Consider the following 17,888-nt stretch of genomic DNA (forward strand, 5'->3'; position numbering starts at 1 on the left):
TCCCCTCCAGACGTGGTGTTCCACCGAAAGCCGCTTCGGCCGGCCGGAAACCGGCCGGCCGAAGCGGACAGAGGACGCGCTACCAAGCGACGGGCAGCTCCGCCAGTCCCTGGAACGCGTCTCCCGGCTTGACCCGGACTTCGTTGGCCGGGACGGCCAGGCGCAATCCCGGCAGCCGGTCGATCAGCCGCTGGAAAGCGATTTCCATGATGGCGCGCGCGTGGTTCATCCCCGCGCACTGGTGCGTCCCGAACCCGTATGTCAGGTGGTCGCGGAACGTCGGTCGGTGCCAGTCGAGCGTGTCGCCCTGGTCGTACGCTTCCTCGTCGCGGTTGATGAGCGAGAAGAGGAAGAACACGCCGTCACCCTTGCGGATGGTGGTGTCCGCGTCGACCTCGATGTCGTCCGCGGCCACCCGCTGCAGGCCGTCGGGGACGACCACGAACCGGGTCAGCTCGTCCACCGCGGCGGGCATCAGCGACGGGTCCGCCCGCAGCTCGGCCAGCTTCTCCGGGTGCTGCAGCAGGGTGAACGCGCCCAGCCCGATCGAGCTCGACGTCGTGTCGTGCCCGGTCACCAGCACGATGAGGAACATCTGGAGGATTTCCTCGTGGTCGATGTCGCTCGACGGGTCGCGCTCGGCGAGCAGGGCCTGCAGGAAGCCCTCCTCGGTGGGGTTCTGCTGGGCCTTGTCGATGAGCTTCGACAGGTAGGCCATCAGCTCGTCGTAGGCCCCGCCGGCGTCCGGCCCGAACAGGATCTGGTGGGCCTTCTTCTCGAAGTAGTCCTGGTCCTCGTGCGGGATGCCGAGCAGATCGCACAACGCCATCAGCGGCACCGGCGAGGCGAACTTCTTGAGCAGGTCCGCCGGAGCGCCTTCGGCGATCATCTCGTCGATCTGCCGGTCGACGATCGCCTGGATCTTCGGCCGCAGGGAGTCGATCCGCTTGACCGTGAACCCCGCCTGCACCAGCTTGCGCCGCGCCCGGTGGGCCGGGCCGTCGACGCCCACCAGCGCGGTGAGCAGCTTGATGACCTTCTGCTGGACGTCGGTGAACTCGACGGCCGCGGCCGCGCTGACCATCGGCCACGCGGGATTGGTCCGGTCACTGGAGATGCGCTGGTCGGTCAGGAGCTTGCGGGCCAGCTCGTGCCCGGTGACCGCCCAGGCCTTGCGGCCGTCGTAGAGGGTGACCTCGGCGATCGGGCGCCGGTCGGCGAGCGGCTCGTAGCCCGGCGCCGGCCGGTACGGGCAGGTGCGGTCTTGCGGGAAGGCGACGGTCTCCGTCAAGGGAATCCTCCTCAAGCGACGAGCTGGCTCAGGACGCCGGCCGGACGAGCCGCACCGGGAGGTCCTTGGTCCGGGTGAAGCCGGGCCGCAGGATCCAGGGGATCTCCTCGCGCGGCACCGCCAGCGTCATGTCCGGGAACCGCGTGTACAGCCCGCGCAGCGCCACTTCCGCCTCCAGGTAGGCGACGTGCTGGCCGAGGCAGCGGTGGATGCCCTTGCCGAAGCCGAGGTGGCTTTCGCTGCCGACGGCGAGCCGGTCGATCTGCAGCTTCTCCGGCTCGGGGAACTTCCGCGGGTCGCTGTTGGCGGCCATGATCAGCGGCACCACGGGCATCCCGCGGGGGATCACCGTGCCACCCACCTCGATGTCCTCGGTCGCGAACCGCGGCTGCCCGAACTGGATCGGGCCCAGGCGCTGCAGTTCGCGCACGGCCTGCGGCCACAGCGTCGGGTCGGCCTTCAGCCGCGCGAGCTGGTCCGGGTGCTCGTGCAGGGCCAGCACCGAGTTGCCGATCAGGTAGGTCGTCGTCTGGTGCCCGGCGGTGACCAGGCTGAACAGGACCCCGACCAGTTCGTCGTCGGTGGCGATGCCGGGGTTCTTGGCCTGCGCCTCGACGAGCGCGGTGACCATGTCGTCCTTCGGCTCGGCGCGCCGCCGCTCGATCATCCCGCGGGCGGCGGCGAGGGTCTTGCGCACTTCTTCCGGGAGCCGCTTGCCGTCCAGGGTGGCCATCGCGTCACTCCACGCGCGCCACTGTGGACGGTCTTCGTGGTCGACGCCGACCAGCTCGCAGATCACGGTGACCGGCAGCGGGTAGCAGAACGACTCGACGAGGTCGATCGGCGTGCCGTCGCCTCCGGCCGCCTCGAGCTTGTCGAGCAGCTCCGCGGTCAGCGCCTCGACCCGGGGGCGGAACTTGCCGACCCGGTGCGCGGTCAGCGCGTAGGAGACCAGCTTGCGCAGCCGGGCGTGCTCCTCGCCGTCGGAGGCGTTGATGAGGTTCTTCAGCCAGGGGATCAGCTCCTCCGGCATGTCCAGGTGCCGGAAGACGCCGTTGCGGATGTCCTCGGCGGGCGAATCGGCCAGCGGGTTGCACTGGAACCGCTGGTCCATGAGGACCTGGCGCACGTCCTCGTAGCGGGCGGCCAGGTACATCGGCGGCCCGCCCATGAAGCCGCCGATCTGCAGCGTCGGCGCCTCGCGGACGGCCGCGTGCGCTCCCCACGGGTCGGCGACCACTTCCGGGGAGAACAGGTCGACCGGTTCGGCCGAAGTCTCGGCAGTGGTGGTCATGGGCCCTTCCTTTCGTGTTGGAACTCGGCAGCGAAGTCCACAGTGGACGGCACTCGGTCAGTGCGTGGCGACGAACTCCTTGAGCGTGCCGATCACGTACTCGATCATTTCCGTGGTGATGCCCGGATAGACGCCGATCCAGAACGTCCGCTCGGTGACGATGTCGCTGTTGGTCAGCGGCCCCGCGATGCGCTGTGGTTTGCCGATGTAGGCGGGGTGGCGGGTCAGGTTGCCCGCGAACAGCCGCCGGGTGCGGATGTTGCGCGCCTCCAGGTACTCGACGACCTCCGGGACGTCGAAGCCCGCGTCGGGTTTCACCGTGATGATGAAGCCGAACCAGCTCGGGTCGCTGCCCGGCGTCGCCTCCGGCAGGATCAGCCCGGGCAGGCCGTCGAGGCCCTCGCGCAGCTGGCGCCAGTTGCGCTTGCGGGCGTCGATGAAGTCCGGCAGCTTCGCCAGCTGGCTCAGCCCGAGCGCGGCGTGGATGTCGGTGCTCTTGAGGTTGTAGCCGACCTCGGAGAAGACGTACTTGTGGTCGTAGGCCTCCGGCAGCGTGCCGAGGTGCAGGTCGAACCGCTTCAGGCAGCGGTCGTCCTCGCCGGGCTCGCACCAGCAGTCGCGGCCCCAGTCGCGGAACGACTTCGCCAGCTTGGCCAGCTTGATGTCCGAGGACAGCAGCATGCCGCCCTCACCCATGGTCAGGTGGTGGGCGGGGTAGAAGGACACCGTCGAGAACCGGCCGAACGTGCCGGTGAGCTGCCCGTGGTACGTCGAGCCGACGGCATCGCAGTTGTCTTCGATGAGGTGGCAGCCGTGGCGCTTCGCGATCTCGGCGATTTCCGCGACGGGGAAAGGATTTCCCAGCGTGTGCGCGATCATGATGGCGCGCGTGCGCGGGGAGATCGCGGCCTCGACCCGCTCGGCCGTCGTGTTGTACGTGCCGAGTTCGATGTCGACGAACACCGGGATCATGCCGTTCTGCAGGATCGGGTTCACCGTGGTCGGGAAGCCGGCCGCGACCGTCACGACCTCGTCGCCGGGCTTGAGCTGCTCGTCGCCCAGCGTCGGGGACGTCAGCGTGCTCAGCGCCAGCAGGTTCGCCGAGGAGCCGGAGTTCGTCAGCACCGCCTTGCGCCGCTTGAGTTTCCGGGCGAAGGACGACTCGAACTTCGTCGCGATGGTGCCGGAGGCGATGCGCAGGTCGAGCGCGGCGGCCACCACGGCTTCGCGGTCGGCGGCGTCCAGCACCGCCCCGGACGACAGGATCGGCGTCTGCCCCGGGATGAACGGCGCCGGCCCGGGGGACTGGGCGTCGTGGTAGTCGCGGACCTGCGCCAGCAGGTCCGATCGGGCTGAGTCGACCATGTCGTATCGATCCCCTGCGGTCGGGTGCGGTTGCGGACCTAACGCTCCAGTGACGCTAGAAGCGCCCGCGTTACGGGACATCCCTCAACGTGGTAGGCCGCTCCGGGCAACCGGCCGGAACTACCCGCGTTGGTGATGGCTGGCGGCGGTGTCGTGGGCAAGCTGGAGCCGACCACGAGCCACCCCTGGGAGGACGATCTTGTGAAGGTTCTTAATCTCGCCGGGGTCGCCCCGTCGACGGTGTTCAGCCACGTTCCGCTCGCGAACGCCCTGCGCAACGCCGGGCACCAGGTGATGACCACGGCGTCGGTCGACGAGATGGTCGACACGATCGCCGGCGTCGGGTTGTCCGCGGTGCGGACCACCGCCCCGGGCGTCACCCCGCGGCAGGTCATCGCCGAAAGCGGCCTGACGCACGTCCCGGAGGACCCGGAAGAGCGCGAAATCATGGCGGGCCGCTGGTACGCGCACATGGAGTACGTGACCCTGGACGCCCTGCTGGCGTTCAGCAAGGACTGGCGGCCGGACGTCATCGTCAGCGGCGTCACCTCCTACGCCGGCCCGCTGCTGGCCGCCCACCTCGGCGTGCCGTACGTGCGCCACGCCTGGGACATCCACAGCCCGCGGCGGATGGACTCCGGCGCCGAAGACCAGCTGCGCGAGCAGCTGAAGGAGCTCGGCCTGGACGGCCTGCCCGAGCCCGCCATGACGATCGAGATCGCGCCGCCGAGCCTGCTGCCCGAAGATCTCGAGGGCGGCCAGCCGATGCGGTGGATCCCGGGCAACTCGCAGTCGGTGCTGGAACCGTGGATGTACACCAAGGGCGCGGGCACCCGGATCGGCGTCACGATCGGCACTGGCGTCGCGAACTACAACCAGTACGACTTCCTGCAGGGCGTCGTCGAGCAGGTCGCCACCCTGGACGCCGAAGTCCTCGTCGCCGTCACCGAGGACGCGGCGCCGGAACTGCGTGAGCGGCTGAAGAACGTGCGGGCGGGCTGGATCCCGCTGGACGTCGTCGCGCCCACGTGTGACGTCCTGGTGCACCAGACCGGCGGCAGCACCATGATGACGGGCCTGAGCTTCGGCGTGCCCCAGGTGCTGATCCCGGACCCCAACCTCTACCGCGCCTGCGACATGGCCCGCCGGCTCGCCGACACCGGCGCCGCGGTCGTGCTCTCACCCGAGGAGGCCACGAGCGAGGTCATCGCGAAGACGTGCGGCGAGCTGGTCGCCGACCCGGCGTTCAAGGCGGCCGCGGGCGAGCTCGCCCGCGAGATCGCCGCCCTCCCGTCGCCGAACGAGGTGGCGCTGCGCATCGAGCAGCTCGTCCGGGAAGCGTCCTAAGAGGACATGGGTAGCGTCAGCACCCGCAGCATGGCCGTCCGGCCGCTGGCCATCGACGGCGCGCACCTGGTCACGTCCCAGCCGTTCGGAGACGAGCGCGGCGACTTCTTCGAGGTCTACCGCGAGGACGTGCTCACCGAGGCGCTCGGCTACCGGCCGAGGTTCCTGCAGACGAACGTCTCGACGTCGTGCCGCAACGTCGTCCGCGGCGTGCACGGGGCGATGACCCCGCCCGGCCTGGCCAAGTTCGTGACGTGCCTGCGGGGTTCGCTGCTCGACTTCGTCGTCGACGTGCGGACGGGCTCCCCGACGTTCGGGCAGTGGGACATGATCGTGCTCGGCTCCCGCGGCGGCACCGCCGTCCACGTCGAGGAAGGCCTCGGCCACGCCTTCGTGGCGCTGGAGGACGACACGTGCGTCCAGTACCTGCTGTCCGACCTCTACCGGCCCGCGGAGGTGCTCACCGTGCACCCGCTGGATCCCGCGATCGGCCTCCCGCTGAACCTGCCGGGCGAGCCCATCCTGTCCGAGCGCGACGCGGCGGCGCCGACGTTGCGGGAGGCGGGGGAGCTGGGTCTGCTGCCGCGTTACGAGGAGTGCCTGGCGCTGCGGGAGGCGCGCGTGCGGCTGACCGAGGTCGCCGCCGCTTCCTGAACCGGCAACGAGAAAAGGCCCGGGACCACGGTCCCGGGCCTTTCTTCAGGTCCTCAGGCGATCTGTTCGAGCGAGGTACGCAGTGTCTCGCCGAGGAAGTCGAGATCGCCGTCGGTCGCGTTGAGCGGCGGGGCCACCAGCAAGCCCTCTCCGGTGCGGTCCGGGCGGAAGCCGACGTACGGGTACAGCAGCAGGCCCTTGCTCCGGGTGATCCGCATGACGTCGCCGATCGTGCCGGGGGCCAGCTCGATGCCGTGGAAGTACCCGAGCCCACGGACGTCGGTCACCACCGGCCGGCCGCGCACCGCGTCGGCCACGAGCCGGCCCACAGCCGCGCCGCGGACCTCGTCGCGGTCGAGGGCACCCAGGTCGTCGAGCACCGACAGCACCGCCAGCCCGGCCCGGCCCTGCAGCGGCGTCGCCGACATCGTGCCCATCAGCGGCAGCCACTTTCCGCTGGCCATGATGTCCTCGGCCAGGTTCGGCGAGATCATCGTGGCCGCCAGCGGGACGTACCCCGCGCCGAGGCCCTTCGACAGCGTGACGATGTCGGCCGCCGAACCCGGTGTGTGGTGCGAGGCCAGCGGCAGCCCGCAGCGGCCCAGCCCGGTGAGGACCTCGTCGTGGACGACGAGGACGCCGAACTCGTCGCAGACCTCGCGCAGTGCCCGCAGGTATCCCGCCGGCGGGACGTAACCGCCGCCGGTCGTGCCGTTGACCGGTTCCAGCAGCACCGCGGCGACGGTCTGCGGGCCGGCCGCGACGATCGCGTCGCGCACCGCCCGCACGCAGTCGACCCGGCAGGCGCCGAACGGGCAGTCGAGGTGCTGGCCGGGGTACGGCGGGTTGAACGCCGGAGCGAGGCCGAAGCTGTCGTCCTCGTGCGGACGCCGGGACCGGTGGCCCGACAGGGCGAGCACGAACGCGCTGTTGCCGTGGTAGCCCAGCGTCGACGTCAGGATCTTGTGCCGTCCCTCTTCGCCGCGGGCGCGCTGCACCAGCCGGGCCAGCGCGATGGCGGATTCCGTCGCGTGCGTGCCGGTGGGGGTGAACATGACCCGGTCGTCCGGCCGGTGCACCGCCCGGGCGGTGGCCGCGGCCAGCTGCTCCATCAAGTCGGGCGCGAACGTGCCCGGGCTGGCGTAGGTGCAGATCCCGACCTGGTCCCGCAGGGCCTCGACCACCGTGGGGTGGGCGTGGCCGATGTTCACGTTGACGATTCCGCTGGCGCCGTCGAGGTAGCGCGTGCCGTCGGAGGCGTACACCCAGGACCCGGCGGCGTGGCTGTAGGGGATCGGGGGGATCTGCAGCCGGGCCGCCAGCAGCTGGGACGGCGCTTTCTGCGCGGTCATCGTCACGATCTGTTCCTCCTGGCCTCAGCCCACCGGCTCGGTGGCGTGATCGACGTAAAGCCTTGCCTTGGTGCGGATGTCGTCGACGAGCACGGCCTGCCGGGCCACGTCGTCGTTGTCGGGCAGCCGTCCCGAACGGACGGCCGCGGCGAAGGCGGTGAGCGTGTTCGCCACCTGATCGTCGGGCGGCAGCGGGATTTCGTCAACGCCCGAACGTCGTTCCAGGCGGACCAACGGGATGTGGTCGGCGGGCGGGGTGAAGGCGTGGTCGAGCACGATCCGGCCCTCACTGCCCCAGAGCTCGTACCCGGACCGGTAGGCGTGGTCGATCCCGAAGGTCGCGGACGCGCCCACGCCGTCGCCGGTGCACAGCAGCGCCTGCCCGGCGGAGTCGACGGGATGGCCGTGGCGCCGGGTGAGCACCGCCGAGACGACGTCGACTTCGCCGCCAAGGAAGGACATCGCCGCGCGCACCGGGTAGACGCCGGTGTCCAGCAGCGCACCGCCGCCGAGCTCGGCGCGGTGGCGGATGTCGTCGGACGGGCGGGCCGGCACGGCGAACGCGGCGTGGAACGCCCGCAGCTCGCCGATCGCGCCGCCGGCCAGCAGGTCCCGGACCGCCACGTGCTGGCTGTGGTGGAGGAACATGACGTTCTCCATCAGTACGAGCCCGGCCGACCGCGCCGCGGCGATCAGGTCCCGCGTGCGGGAAACACTGGTGGTCAACGGTTTCTCGGCGAGCACGTGCTTGCCGGCGGCCAGTGCGCGCTCGATCCAGCCGGCGTGCGTCGCGTTCGGCAGCGGGATGTAGACGGCTTCGACGTCGTCGAGGTCCAGCAGTGCCGAATACCCCTCGACCGCGCGGCACGCGTAGGCGCGCGCGATTTCCCCGGCCTTGCCGGCGTTCCGGCTGGCGATCGCCGCGATTTCCGTGCGGGGCAGGGCCGCCATGGCGGGCAGCATCTTCCGGAGCGCGATGCTCGCGCATCCCATGATCCCGATGCGCAGTGGGGCCACGGGATCTCCTTCACGGACGCACGATTCCGGCACGGTTCGCCCGCCACGTTAGGACAGGGCCGCCGATCCGGGCATCCCCCGTCCTGATAGCGATCGTGCGCGAGGAAAGGGCCGGACAACGGATCGGATGATTGGTACTTTGCCCTTATGGCCACTGGGAGGAAGCCGTTCCGGTTCGGGGTCGACCTCATTACACCCGCGCCGCGGCGAGCTTGGGTCGAAAAATGCCGCAAGGCCGAGGAACTCGGCTACGACGTCATCGGGGTGGGTGATCACCTGGGCATGCCGGCGCCGTTTCCGGCGCTGGTGCTGGCCGCGGAGAACACCGAACGCGTCCGGCTCACGACCTTCGTCCTCAACGCCGGGTTCTACCATCCCGTGCTGCTCGCCCGGGAGGTCACCGGCACCGACCAGCTCACCGGCGGCCGGCTCGAACTCGGCCTCGGTGCGGGATACGTCGAAGCGGAGTTCGACGCCGCCGGGATTCCCTTTCCGAAGGCCCGGCAACGGCTCGATCACCTGGAACGGACGATCAAGGAGCTCAAGAAGAGCTACGCCGATCCGGCGCACCAGCCGCGGCCGGCGCAGCCGGGCGGGCCGCCACTGCTGCTGGGCGGACGCGGGAACGGCCTGCTCACCCTGGCCGCCGAGCACGCGGACACCATCGCGTTCATCGGCGCCACGGCCTCGCACAAGATGCTGCTGGCCGACGCCGCCGAGCTCACCGACCGGGTCGGGTTCGCCAAGGCCGCGCTCGGCACGCGGGCGGCGGAGGTCGAACTGAACGTCTTCGCCCACTGCGTCGACGTCACCGCCGATCGCCGGGCCGGCCTGGAAGCGGTGCACCGGCGGATGCCCGAGCGCACGGTCGGGCAGCTCGCCGAACTGCCGACCGTGCTCGTCGGCACCGCCGCGCAGATCGCCGAACAACTCGAAACCCACCGGGAGCGCTACGGGTTCAGCTACTTCACCGTGCTCGAGCACAACCTCGAAGCGCTCGCCCCGGTCATCGATCTCCTGCACGGGAAGTAGGGGACCACGACGAAGGGAGCCCGCCCGTGGCGAACCGCCCGATGAAGTTCTCCACCTTCCACCTCTTCCACCAGTTCGCGGGGATGAGCGCGCCGGAGGTCTACGGCTACCACGTCGAGCTCGTGGAGCTCCTGGAGGAGCTCGGCTTCGACGGCGTGTGGATGGCCGAGCACCACTTCCACGACTTCGGCACCGTGCCGAACACCCTCACCATGCTCGCCCACCTGGCGGGCCGGACCGAACGGCTCCGGCTCGGCACCGGGATCGTCGTGCTGCCGCTGCGCAACCCGATCCACGTGGCCGAGGAGGCCGCGATGGTGGACCTGCTCTCGGGCGGCCGGCTCGAGCTCGGCATCGGCCGCGGCTACCAGAGCATCGAGTTCGAGAACTTCGGGCTCGACCTCGCCGAATCCCGCGACCGGTTCGACGAGTGCCTCGACGTGCTGCTCGGCCTCTTCACCACGGAGAAGTTCGAATACCAGGGCCGGTTCCACGAGACCACCCACCCCCTGACGCTGTTCCCCAGGCCGGTGCAGCGGCCGCACCCACCGCTGCACGTGGCCGCGATCAGCCCCGAGACCGTGCGGAAGTACGCCGCCCGCGGCCTGCCGATCCTGGCCGACCCGGCCGCCCCCTTCGCGCGGATCGCCGAGGCCGCGCGGACCTGGCACGAGACCGCCGCCGCCCACGGGATCGACGCGGTGGACACCGAACTCGTCGCCAGCCGCGTGGTGTACGTCGCCGAGTCCGACGAGCGGGCCCGCGAAGAGCAAGCCCGGTTCGAGGCGGCGTTCGACCGGACCCGGGTCTTCCTGGCGGGCAACGCGCCGATCGACCTGAAGACCGGCGGGGCCGCGAAGAGCTACGAGTACCACCTGGAACGCCTCAAGGACCTCTCGGCCGAAAAGGACTTCGCCTGGAACCAGCTGGAGGTCATCGGCGATCCCGAGCGCGTCATCGGCCAGATCCGGTCCATTCAGGACATGGGGTACGGCAACCTGTTGTGCGACTTCGGCTCGACGCGGCAGATGCCGCTCGAGGAGATGAAGAAGCTGCTGAAGTTCTTCGCCGCCGAGGTCATGCCCGCGTTCCGCTGACCACCCGGTTCCTATCAGGTCGGGGGATGCCCGCCGCGCGGTGCCCGTCCTACGCTCGCCGGAGCCGAGGAAGGGAGTGACGTGGTCCACAGCGCGATACACGAGGACACGGCACGGGACGGACGCTCCGACGCCGTGGCCGACGACGCGGTCATGTCCATGGCGGACTTCCACTCCTGGTTCAACGCGCGGGCCCGCGCGAACAGCTTCCAGGTGGACCGGATCCCGTTCGCCGACCTGTCCGGCTGGGACTTCGAGCCGGACACCGGCAACCTGGTGCACGCCAGCGGCCGGTTCTTCTCGGTCGAGGGCCTGCGCGTCCGGACCGACCGGCCCTGGGTGAGCGAGTGGGCCCAGCCGATCATCGTGCAGCCGGAGATCGGCGTGCTCGGCATCCTCGTCAAGCGGTTCGACGGTGTCCCGCACTGCCTGATGCAGGCGAAGATGGAGCCGGGCAACATCAACGGCCTGCAGATCTCGCCGACCGTGCAGGCCACCCGCAGCAACTACATGAAGGTCCACGGCGGCGCGGCCACCAAGTACATGGAGTACTTCCGGCCCGGCTCCCGCGGCCGCGTGCTGTTCGACGGGCTGCAGTCCGAGCAGGGGTCGTGGTTCCTGCACAAGCGCAACCGCAACATCGTCGTCGAGACCGACGACGACGTCCCGCTGGACGAGGACTTCTGCTGGCTGACGCTCGATCAGATCCGGCGCCTGCTGCGGCTGGACCACATGGTGAACATGGATTCCCGGACCGTACTGGCGTGCGTCCCGCCCGCCTTGGCGCGGCCGGACGAGGGGACCACCGGCGACGGCTCGTTCGTCGAAGCGGTCCACCGCTCGCTGTCGGGCCGCGGCCGGGCCGTGCACGACCCGGGCCACATCCTCAGCTGGCTCACCGAGGTGCGCGCCCGCCAGGAGCTGGTGCAGCGCCGGGTGCCGCTCAAGGAGATCGCCGAGGACGGCTGGCGCCTCGGCCACGACGTCATCGACCACCGCGACGGCAAGTACTTCGACGTCGTCGCGGTGGCCGTGGAAGCCAGCAACCGCGAGGTCACCGCGTGGACCCAGCCGCTGGTGGCGCCCCGGCAGTCCGGCCTGCTCGCGTTGCTGGTCAAGCGGATCGGTGGCACGCTGCACGCGCTGGTGCAGGCCCGCAGCGACGCGGGCACGCTCAACATCGCCGAGCTGACCGCGACGGTGCACTGCCAGCCCGGCAACTACACCGACGCGCCGGCGGAGTACCGCCCGCCTTACCTCGACTACGCGCTGGCCGCCGCGACCGGACGCGTGCGGCTGGACGTCGTCCATTCCGAGGAGGGCGGCCGGTTCTACCACGCGCAGAACCGCTACCTGGTGATCGAGGTCGAGGACGACTTCGCCGCCGAGCCCGACGACCGGTTCCTCTGGACGACGCTGAGCCAGCTGATGTCGCTGCTGTCGCACAGCAACTACCTGACGGTGGAACTGCGCAGCCTGATGGCCGGCATGCGCAGCTTCTGAGCGCGGTGCGCGAAAAGGCCGGTCCCGCGGGACCGGCCTTTTTCGCTTGCGTCCGGATCAGCCGGTCGGCACCGCGGCGCGCAGCCGGTCGCGCAGGGCGTCGACCAGGGCTTCGAGCCCGCCCGGGCCGGCCGTGCCGAAGACGTGGTAGTCCGGTCGCACCAGCACCGAAGCCGCGCCGAACCGGGCCAGGAACGGCCGGTAGACGTCGTCGACGTCCACGCCGTCGTCGAGCCGGACGACGTGCGTCTCCAGCTCGGCGAGGAAGTCCGAGTGGGTCTCCTCGGTGGTCAGCAGCACGAAACCCCGGCCGACGACGTCGTCGAAGAGCCCCGTGGTGCCGGCCAGGCGCACCCGGCCCTGTGGCACCACCACGCCCGCGCCCGGGCTTTCGTGGCGCAGCCCGCCGGTGAGCGGCTTCGCCGGTTCGGGCCGGCCCGCCGGCTTGCCGCGGCGGTTGGCCAGCACGGTCGCGTCCCGCTCGGCGGCGGCCGCCGGGTCCGTCACGCAGATCACCCGGCCCAGCTGGACCGACGCGAGGATGGCCTCCCTGGCCTGCTCGCGGCGCTCGTCCCCGTAACTGTCCAAAAGGGACTCGGAGGCCAGGCCGCGGAGCGTGAGGTCCAGCTTCCACGCCAGGTTGGTGACGTCGCGGATGCCGGAGCACATGCCTTGCCCGGCGAACGGCGGCATGAGGTGCGCCGCGTCGCCGGCGAGCAGGACGTGCCCGGCCCGCCACCGGTCGGCCCACCGGGCCTGGAAGATGTAGGTGGTGCTGCGCAGCAGGGTGGCGGTTTCGGGGGTGACGCCGAAGGGAGCCATCAGCCGCCACGCCGTCTCGTCCTTGTTGAGCTCGGCCGCGTTTTCGCCCGGCAGCCGCATGAACTCCCACCGGCGGCGGCCGGGCCCGCTGCCCACCAGCGTGGTGGGCCGGGCCGGGTCGCAGATCTGCACGTTCGTCGGCACGAACTCGCGCGGCTCGGTCAGCTGGACGTCGCAGAGCAGCCACTCGTAGGAGAAACCGAGGTCGGTCACCGGCACGTCGAGGTGCTCGCGCACGAAGCTGTTGGCGCCGTCGCAGCCGACGGCCCACCGTGCCGTGAGCGTCCGTGAAACGTCGTCGGAGTCGACGGCGGTCACCTGGACGTGCTCGCCGTCCGCGATGGCCACGACCTCGTGCCCGCGCAGCACGGTGATCCCGGGTAGTTCCGCCGCCCGGGCCGCGAGGAGTTCCTCCAGCGCGGGCTGGTGCATGGTGTTCGCGTCGGGCCAGCCGTACCGGCCGTCGGTGGTGAAGGCGATGTCCAGCAGGGTCTGCCCGTCGGCGGTCTGCCACTGGTAGCCGTTGGCCGGGGCGGTGATCCGCCCGAGGTCCGGGCCGATACCGGTGGCGGCCAGCAGCCGGGCCGTCTCGCCGTCGAAGCTGGTGGCCCGCGGCAGCTGGTACGGCCGGGGCCGGCGTTCGAGCACCGTCACCCGCCAGCCGCGTTGCGCCAGCAGCACCGAGAGCGTGGCGCCGATGGGACCGTTGCCGACGATGACGACGTCCGTGTCCGTCAAAAGAACCTCACAGGGTCACAGATCGCGAGTCAGGCGGGCCAGCTGTTCGCGCAGGCAGCCGAGGCGCTGCGGCAGCGACGGATCGCCCTCGGGCCAGCCCAGGTCGATGCCCACCCGGCCGCCGAAGCTGCTCAGCACGTAGCCGCCGAGCGCGATGGTCTCCCGCATCCGGGACGCCGAGTGCAGGTTGGTCAGCCGCAGGCCGTGCGGGGTGCGCATCGGCGGGGCGACGCCCCAGTTCATGACGCTGACCACGGCGAGGCCGAGCTTCGGGTCCCACGGTTTCGCGGCGGCGGGCCGCGCGAACATGTCCAGGATGCTGCGCTGCACGGACCCGTCGGCGAGGCCGGCCCGCAGCTGCTCGCCGATGGCCCGGCCGATCGCGACGGCGTCGTGCGGGAGCTCGTCGGTGACCTTGAAGCCCACGCCGCCGAGCACGTTCGTCCCCTCGGTCGCGCCGACCGGGGGAGTGAGCCTGCTGCGCAGGTTCACCGAGTACCGGTGGATGAGGTCGGTCAGCGGCATGTCGCGGATCTCGGCCTCGGCGAGCAGCACCGCGCCCGACACGAGACCGTTGATCGTCACCTTCTCGCGGTGGCCCAGTTCCGCCAGCGCCGTCGTTTCGGCTTCGGTCAGCCGGTGCTGGACGACGTGCCGGATGACGGGATCCGGCCGGGACGTGGGTGGCGCCGCCGGGGTGACGGTGCCGTTCGCGTGGATGCCGCGTTCGGCCAGCAGGTCCTCCAGCGACCGCGGGTACGGGTGCCGGCCCAGGTCGAGCGGCACACCTTCGACGACGTCGGTGTAGCAGGACCAGAGCGCCGAGAGGATCGCGGTGGCGTGGTGGGCGTCGGCGACGCTGTGCTGGATCGCCAGGCAGACGCCGGCTTCGTCGCCGTCGCGGACGACGTTGAGCGCGCTCAGCGCCCGGCTCTGGTCGAGGTCCAGTCCCGCGAGTGGCCGGGACGGGTCGCCGTCGGCGAACCGGATTTCCGGCCGCGTGTCGGACTCGGTGAGCACCGCGCCTTCGCCGGTGAACTCCACCCGGGCCGAAAGCTGGGGGTAAGCGCGGCAGACCGCTTCGAACGCGGTCGTCAGCGCCTCGGGATCGAGCCGGCCCTCGGCGCGCACGGTGTACCCGATGTAGGCCTCTTTGACGGCGTGGATGCTCTCGCTGGGCGCCAGCGCGCGCCGGACAGCCGCTCGCGTCACGAGTTCCCTCCCGCGGATCCGGTCAGCGCGGGGACGGCCAGCTTCTCCGTCATCGTCGCGATCATCGGGGCGGCCTGGTCGACCAGGAAGAAGTGGCCGCCCGGCAGCACCCGCAGGTCCGCCGGCCCGGTGGTGTGCTCCTCCCAGGCGCGGGCCTCCTCGACCGACACCCGCGGATCGCGGTCGCCGGTGAACACCGTGATGGGGCAGTCCAGCCGCCGTCCGGGCTCGTGCCGGTACGTCTCGACCGCGCGGTAGTCGCTGCGGATCGCGGGCAGCACCATGGCCAGCAGTTCGGGGTCGGCGAGCATGGCCGCGTCGGAACCGCCCAGCTTCCGCAGCTCGGCGACGAGCCGCTCGTCCGACGCGCCGCGCACGTCGTCGTCGCGGTAGCGCGACGGCGCCCGCCGCCCGGACGCGAACAGGTGCACCGGAGCGGGCAGCCCGGCTTCGGTCATCCGCAACGCCAGTTCGTAGCCGATGATCGCGCCCATGCTGTGCCCGAACAGCGCCAGCGGCCGGTCGCCGAACGGGCGCAGCACCTCCAGCAGCCGGTTCGTCAGCCCGCCGATGCTGTCGACGGGCGGCTCGTGGCGCCGGTCCTGGCGGCCCGGGTACTGGACCGCCAGGACCTCCACCGCGGGAGCGAGGGCCTTGGCGAGCGGGAAGAAGAAGCTGGCCGAGCCGCCGGCGTGGGGCAGGCACACGAGCCGCGCTCGCGCGTCGGGTGCCCGCTCGAAACGGCGCAACCACTTCTCGGCATCTGGTCGGTGCACGGCGGACTGCCTTTCGGAGCTTTTTCCCGCCCTCAGGCGAGCTTCAGGGGGAGCGTCTTGGTCCGGGTGAACGCCGGTCGCAGGATCCACGGGATCTCGTCCCGCGGCACGGCCAGGGCCAGGTCCGGGAACCGGGTGAACAGCCCGTGCAGCGCCACCTCGGCCTCCTGGTAGGCGAGGTGCTGGCCCAGGCAGCGGTGGATGCCCTTGCCGAAGGACAGGTGCATCTCGTTGGCGACGCTCAGCCGGTCGACGAGCAGCTTGTCCGGCTCCGGGAACTTGCGCGGGTCGGTGTTGGCGGCCAGCAGCAGCGGCGCGACCGGCGTCCCCCGCGGGATCGTGACGCCGCCCAGTTCGACGTCTTCCGAAGGGAAGCGGGCCTGCGTGAACTGGAGCGGGCCCAGGCGCTGCAGCTCGCGCACGGCCTGCGCCCACAGCGCCGGCTCGGCCTTCAGCCGCGCGAGCTGGTCGGGCTGCTCGAGCAGGAACAGCACGGAGTTCCCGATCAGGTAGGTCGTCGTCTGGTGCCCGGCCGTGACGAGGCTGAACAGGATGCCGACGATCTCGTCGTCGGACACCCGGCCCGGATCCTCCGCCTGGGCTTGCACCAGGGCGGTGACCAGGTCGTCCTTCGGCTCGACGCGCCGTCGTGCCATCAGCTCGCGCGAGAGGGCGATGCACTGGCGCAGGGCGGGCGGGATCTTCGGCCCGTCCATCGTCGCCATCGCGTTGCCCCAGGCGTGCCAGGCCGCGCGGTCGGGTTCGTCGATGCCGACCAGCTCGCAGATGACCGTGACCGGCAGCGGGAAGCAGAACTCCTCGACGATGTCGACCGGTGACCCGTCCGCGCCCAGCTCGGCCATCCGGTCGAGCAGGTCCTCGGTGATCTTCTCGACGCGCGGCCGCAGCGCGTTGACGCGGCGCGCGGTCAGCGCGTACGAGACCAGCTTGCGCAGCCGCGTGTGGTCCTCGCCGTCGGCGGTGTTGAGCTTGTTGGCCATCCACGGGATGAGGTCTTCGGGGAAGTTCATCGCCTTGAAGACGCCGTCGCGGATGTCGGCCAGCGGCGAGTCCGACGGCGGGTTGGTGAGGAAGCGCGGGTCGGTCAGGACCGTGAGCACGTCCTCGTAGCGGGTGGCCAGCCACATGTCCGGCCCGCCCATCATGGTGCCGATGTTCAGCGTCCCGGTGTGCGGCAACGGTTCTTCGCGCAACCGCGCGTACCAGCCGAACGGGTCGGCGACCACTTCCGGTGAGAACAGGTCGACCGGCTTGGCCGAAGGCTTGGCGGTGGCGGTCATGGCCATCCCTTCCTGGTGCCGACGCGGGCGGTCCCGCTCGCGTGCGGCGGGCCCGGATTCGGACGGTAGGCAAGGGCCGCCCGGTTGAGCATCCCCCAACCTGACAGTGCTCGCGCCTGCGTCCCTTGTGGACGGTCGCGGGCCGCCCCGGCGCTATCAGAACGAGGGATGCCCGGCCGGGCGAGCCTGACCTAGTCTCCGAAAGACCTTGCAGGCCAGGCGTTGATCGACACGCGGTCACGCGAAACGATGCTTAGGGGTACTGGTGACGAAGCCGACTCCGAACGAGATTGGTAAGGGCTACGACGCTTTCGCGGACCTGCTCGACCAGCTCTGGGGTGAAAACCTGCACCACGGTTACTGGGACGACGAGTCCGCGACGCTCGAAGAGGCCACCACGCGGCTGACCGACCGGCTGGCCGGGATGCTGCCGCTGCGGGCCGGCGACCGGCTGCTCGACATCGGCTGCGGCAACGGCGAACCGGCGATCCGGATGGCGACGGCGAATGACGTCATGGTCACCGGCATCTCGATCAGCGAGAAGCAGGTGGAGCGCGCGAACGACCGCGCGTACAAGGCCGACGTCGACGACCGGGTCGTCTTCGAGTACGCCGACGCGATGGAGCTGCCGTACGAGGACGGGTCGTTCGACCTCGTCTGGGCGCTGGAGTCGCTGCACCACATGCCGGACCGCTGGCACGTGATCCGCCAGGCCGCCCGGGTGCTGCGGCCGGGCGGCCGGCTGGCGCTCGGCGACTTCCTGCTCGTGCCGAGCCCCGCCGGCCTGGAGGCCGACGCCGAGCGCGTGCGCGAGGTGGGCAAGGGCGTGGTGGCGGTCGTGTCGCTCGACGAGTACCAGGAGCACCTCCGCGAAGCCGGTCTCGAGCCCGAAAACGCCGAGGACGTCAGCCAGTACACCCGGTCGTCGTGGACCAAGGCGGCGGAGCGGTTCGAAGGACTGCGGGAACAGGCCCTGCAGCACATCGAGGCCGCGCAGTTCGAGGTCACCCTCGGCCGGTTCCGCGCGTTCAGCGAGGAACCGTCGCTGGGGTACGTCCTGCTGACCGCGCGCAAGCCCGACTGAGGA

15 protein-coding genes are annotated in these 17,888 nt (G+C 70.9%); 6 read left to right on the top strand and 9 right to left on the bottom strand.

Annotation, left to right across the window (positions count from 1 at the left end):
• Positions 1–79: 79 nt before the first annotated feature.
• The 3 genes from ACFVYA_RS01435 to rfbH are packed head-to-tail and all read right to left on the bottom strand — an operon-like array spanning position 80 to position 3,950.
• A complete protein-coding gene (locus ACFVYA_RS01435) occupies positions 80–1,291 on the bottom strand; it encodes a cytochrome P450 (RefSeq protein ID WP_387041076.1) in 1,212 nt (403 codons plus the stop codon).
• Between the two features lie 28 nt (positions 1,292–1,319).
• Positions 1,320–2,585 carry a cytochrome P450 gene (locus ACFVYA_RS01440; RefSeq protein WP_285988071.1) on the bottom strand — a complete coding sequence of 422 codons (1,266 nt, stop codon included), beginning with the start codon at positions 2,583–2,585 and terminating at the stop codon, positions 1,320–1,322.
• A gap of 57 nt (positions 2,586–2,642) precedes the next feature.
• Positions 2,643–3,950: a lipopolysaccharide biosynthesis protein RfbH gene (gene rfbH, locus ACFVYA_RS01445; RefSeq protein ID WP_387041079.1), complete on the bottom strand. Its 1,308-nt coding sequence runs from the start codon at positions 3,948–3,950 to the stop codon at positions 2,643–2,645.
• A 135-nt stretch (positions 3,951–4,085) separates the two neighbouring features.
• Here rfbH and ACFVYA_RS01450 point away from each other — a divergent pair, with 135 nt between their 5' ends.
• Both ACFVYA_RS01450 and ACFVYA_RS01455 read left to right on the top strand, forming a co-directional pair.
• On the top strand, positions 4,086–5,297 hold the full coding sequence (locus ACFVYA_RS01450) for a glycosyltransferase (protein WP_387041081.1): 1,212 nt from the start codon (positions 4,086–4,088) through the stop codon (positions 5,295–5,297).
• 30 nt (positions 5,298–5,327) lie between these two features.
• Positions 5,328–5,951 carry a dTDP-4-dehydrorhamnose 3,5-epimerase family protein gene (locus tag ACFVYA_RS01455; protein ID WP_387041227.1) on the top strand — a complete coding sequence of 208 codons (624 nt, stop codon included), beginning with the start codon at positions 5,328–5,330 and terminating at the stop codon, positions 5,949–5,951.
• A 53-nt stretch (positions 5,952–6,004) separates the two neighbouring features.
• On the opposite strand, the gene ACFVYA_RS01460 is transcribed toward ACFVYA_RS01455, so the two are convergent.
• The gene (locus ACFVYA_RS01460; protein WP_387041230.1) at positions 6,005–7,303 is read right to left on the bottom strand and encodes an aminotransferase class III-fold pyridoxal phosphate-dependent enzyme; all 1,299 of its coding nucleotides are present in this window, start codon (positions 7,301–7,303) and stop codon (positions 6,005–6,007) included.
• Positions 7,304–7,327: 24 nt separating this feature from the next.
• A complete protein-coding gene (locus ACFVYA_RS01465; protein WP_387041084.1) occupies positions 7,328–8,320 on the bottom strand; it encodes a Gfo/Idh/MocA family protein in 993 nt (330 codons plus the stop codon).
• 147 nt (positions 8,321–8,467) lie between these two features.
• On the opposite strand from ACFVYA_RS01465, the gene ACFVYA_RS01470 reads away from it, so the two are divergent.
• From ACFVYA_RS01470 to ACFVYA_RS01480, 3 genes are all read left to right on the top strand, one after another.
• Positions 8,468–9,352, top strand: coding sequence for a TIGR03621 family F420-dependent LLM class oxidoreductase (locus ACFVYA_RS01470; RefSeq protein WP_387041087.1), 885 nt, complete (start codon positions 8,468–8,470; stop codon positions 9,350–9,352).
• A 26-nt stretch (positions 9,353–9,378) separates the two neighbouring features.
• Positions 9,379–10,449 carry an LLM class flavin-dependent oxidoreductase gene (locus tag ACFVYA_RS01475; RefSeq protein ID WP_387041090.1) on the top strand — a complete coding sequence of 357 codons (1,071 nt, stop codon included), beginning with the start codon at positions 9,379–9,381 and terminating at the stop codon, positions 10,447–10,449.
• A gap of 81 nt (positions 10,450–10,530) precedes the next feature.
• The gene (locus ACFVYA_RS01480; protein ID WP_387041093.1) at positions 10,531–11,952 is read left to right on the top strand and encodes an NDP-hexose 2,3-dehydratase family protein; all 1,422 of its coding nucleotides are present in this window, start codon (positions 10,531–10,533) and stop codon (positions 11,950–11,952) included.
• Positions 11,953–12,009: 57 nt separating this feature from the next.
• Here ACFVYA_RS01480 and ACFVYA_RS01485 read toward each other — a convergent pair whose 3' ends face one another.
• The 4 genes from ACFVYA_RS01485 to ACFVYA_RS01500 are packed head-to-tail and all read right to left on the bottom strand — an operon-like array spanning position 12,010 to position 16,807.
• Entirely contained in the window at positions 12,010–13,512 is a 1,503-nt protein-coding gene (locus tag ACFVYA_RS01485; protein WP_387041095.1) for a bifunctional 3-(3-hydroxy-phenyl)propionate/3-hydroxycinnamic acid hydroxylase, read from the bottom strand.
• A 15-nt stretch (positions 13,513–13,527) separates the two neighbouring features.
• Positions 13,528–14,724 (bottom strand): acyltransferase, encoded by a 1,197-nt coding sequence (locus ACFVYA_RS01490; RefSeq protein WP_387041098.1) that lies wholly within the window; start codon positions 14,722–14,724, stop codon positions 13,528–13,530.
• Positions 14,721–15,473, bottom strand: coding sequence for a thioesterase II family protein (locus ACFVYA_RS01495; RefSeq protein WP_387041233.1), 753 nt, complete (start codon positions 15,471–15,473; stop codon positions 14,721–14,723). Before ACFVYA_RS01495 ends, ACFVYA_RS01490 begins: the two co-directional genes overlap by 4 nt.
• Before the next feature lie 59 nt (positions 15,474–15,532).
• The gene (locus tag ACFVYA_RS01500) at positions 15,533–16,807 is read right to left on the bottom strand and encodes a cytochrome P450 (protein WP_387041101.1); all 1,275 of its coding nucleotides are present in this window, start codon (positions 16,805–16,807) and stop codon (positions 15,533–15,535) included.
• 259 nt (positions 16,808–17,066) lie between these two features.
• On the opposite strand from ACFVYA_RS01500, the gene ACFVYA_RS01505 reads away from it, so the two are divergent.
• Positions 17,067–17,885: a 27-O-demethylrifamycin SV methyltransferase gene (locus ACFVYA_RS01505; RefSeq protein ID WP_387041104.1), complete on the top strand. Its 819-nt coding sequence runs from the start codon at positions 17,067–17,069 to the stop codon at positions 17,883–17,885.
• The last annotated feature ends 3 nt before the right edge of the window (positions 17,886–17,888 follow it).

The sequence above is a fragment of the Amycolatopsis sp. NPDC058278 genome, assembly GCF_042881395.1.
In the GTDB taxonomy this organism is placed as follows: domain Bacteria; phylum Actinomycetota; class Actinomycetes; order Mycobacteriales; family Pseudonocardiaceae; genus Amycolatopsis.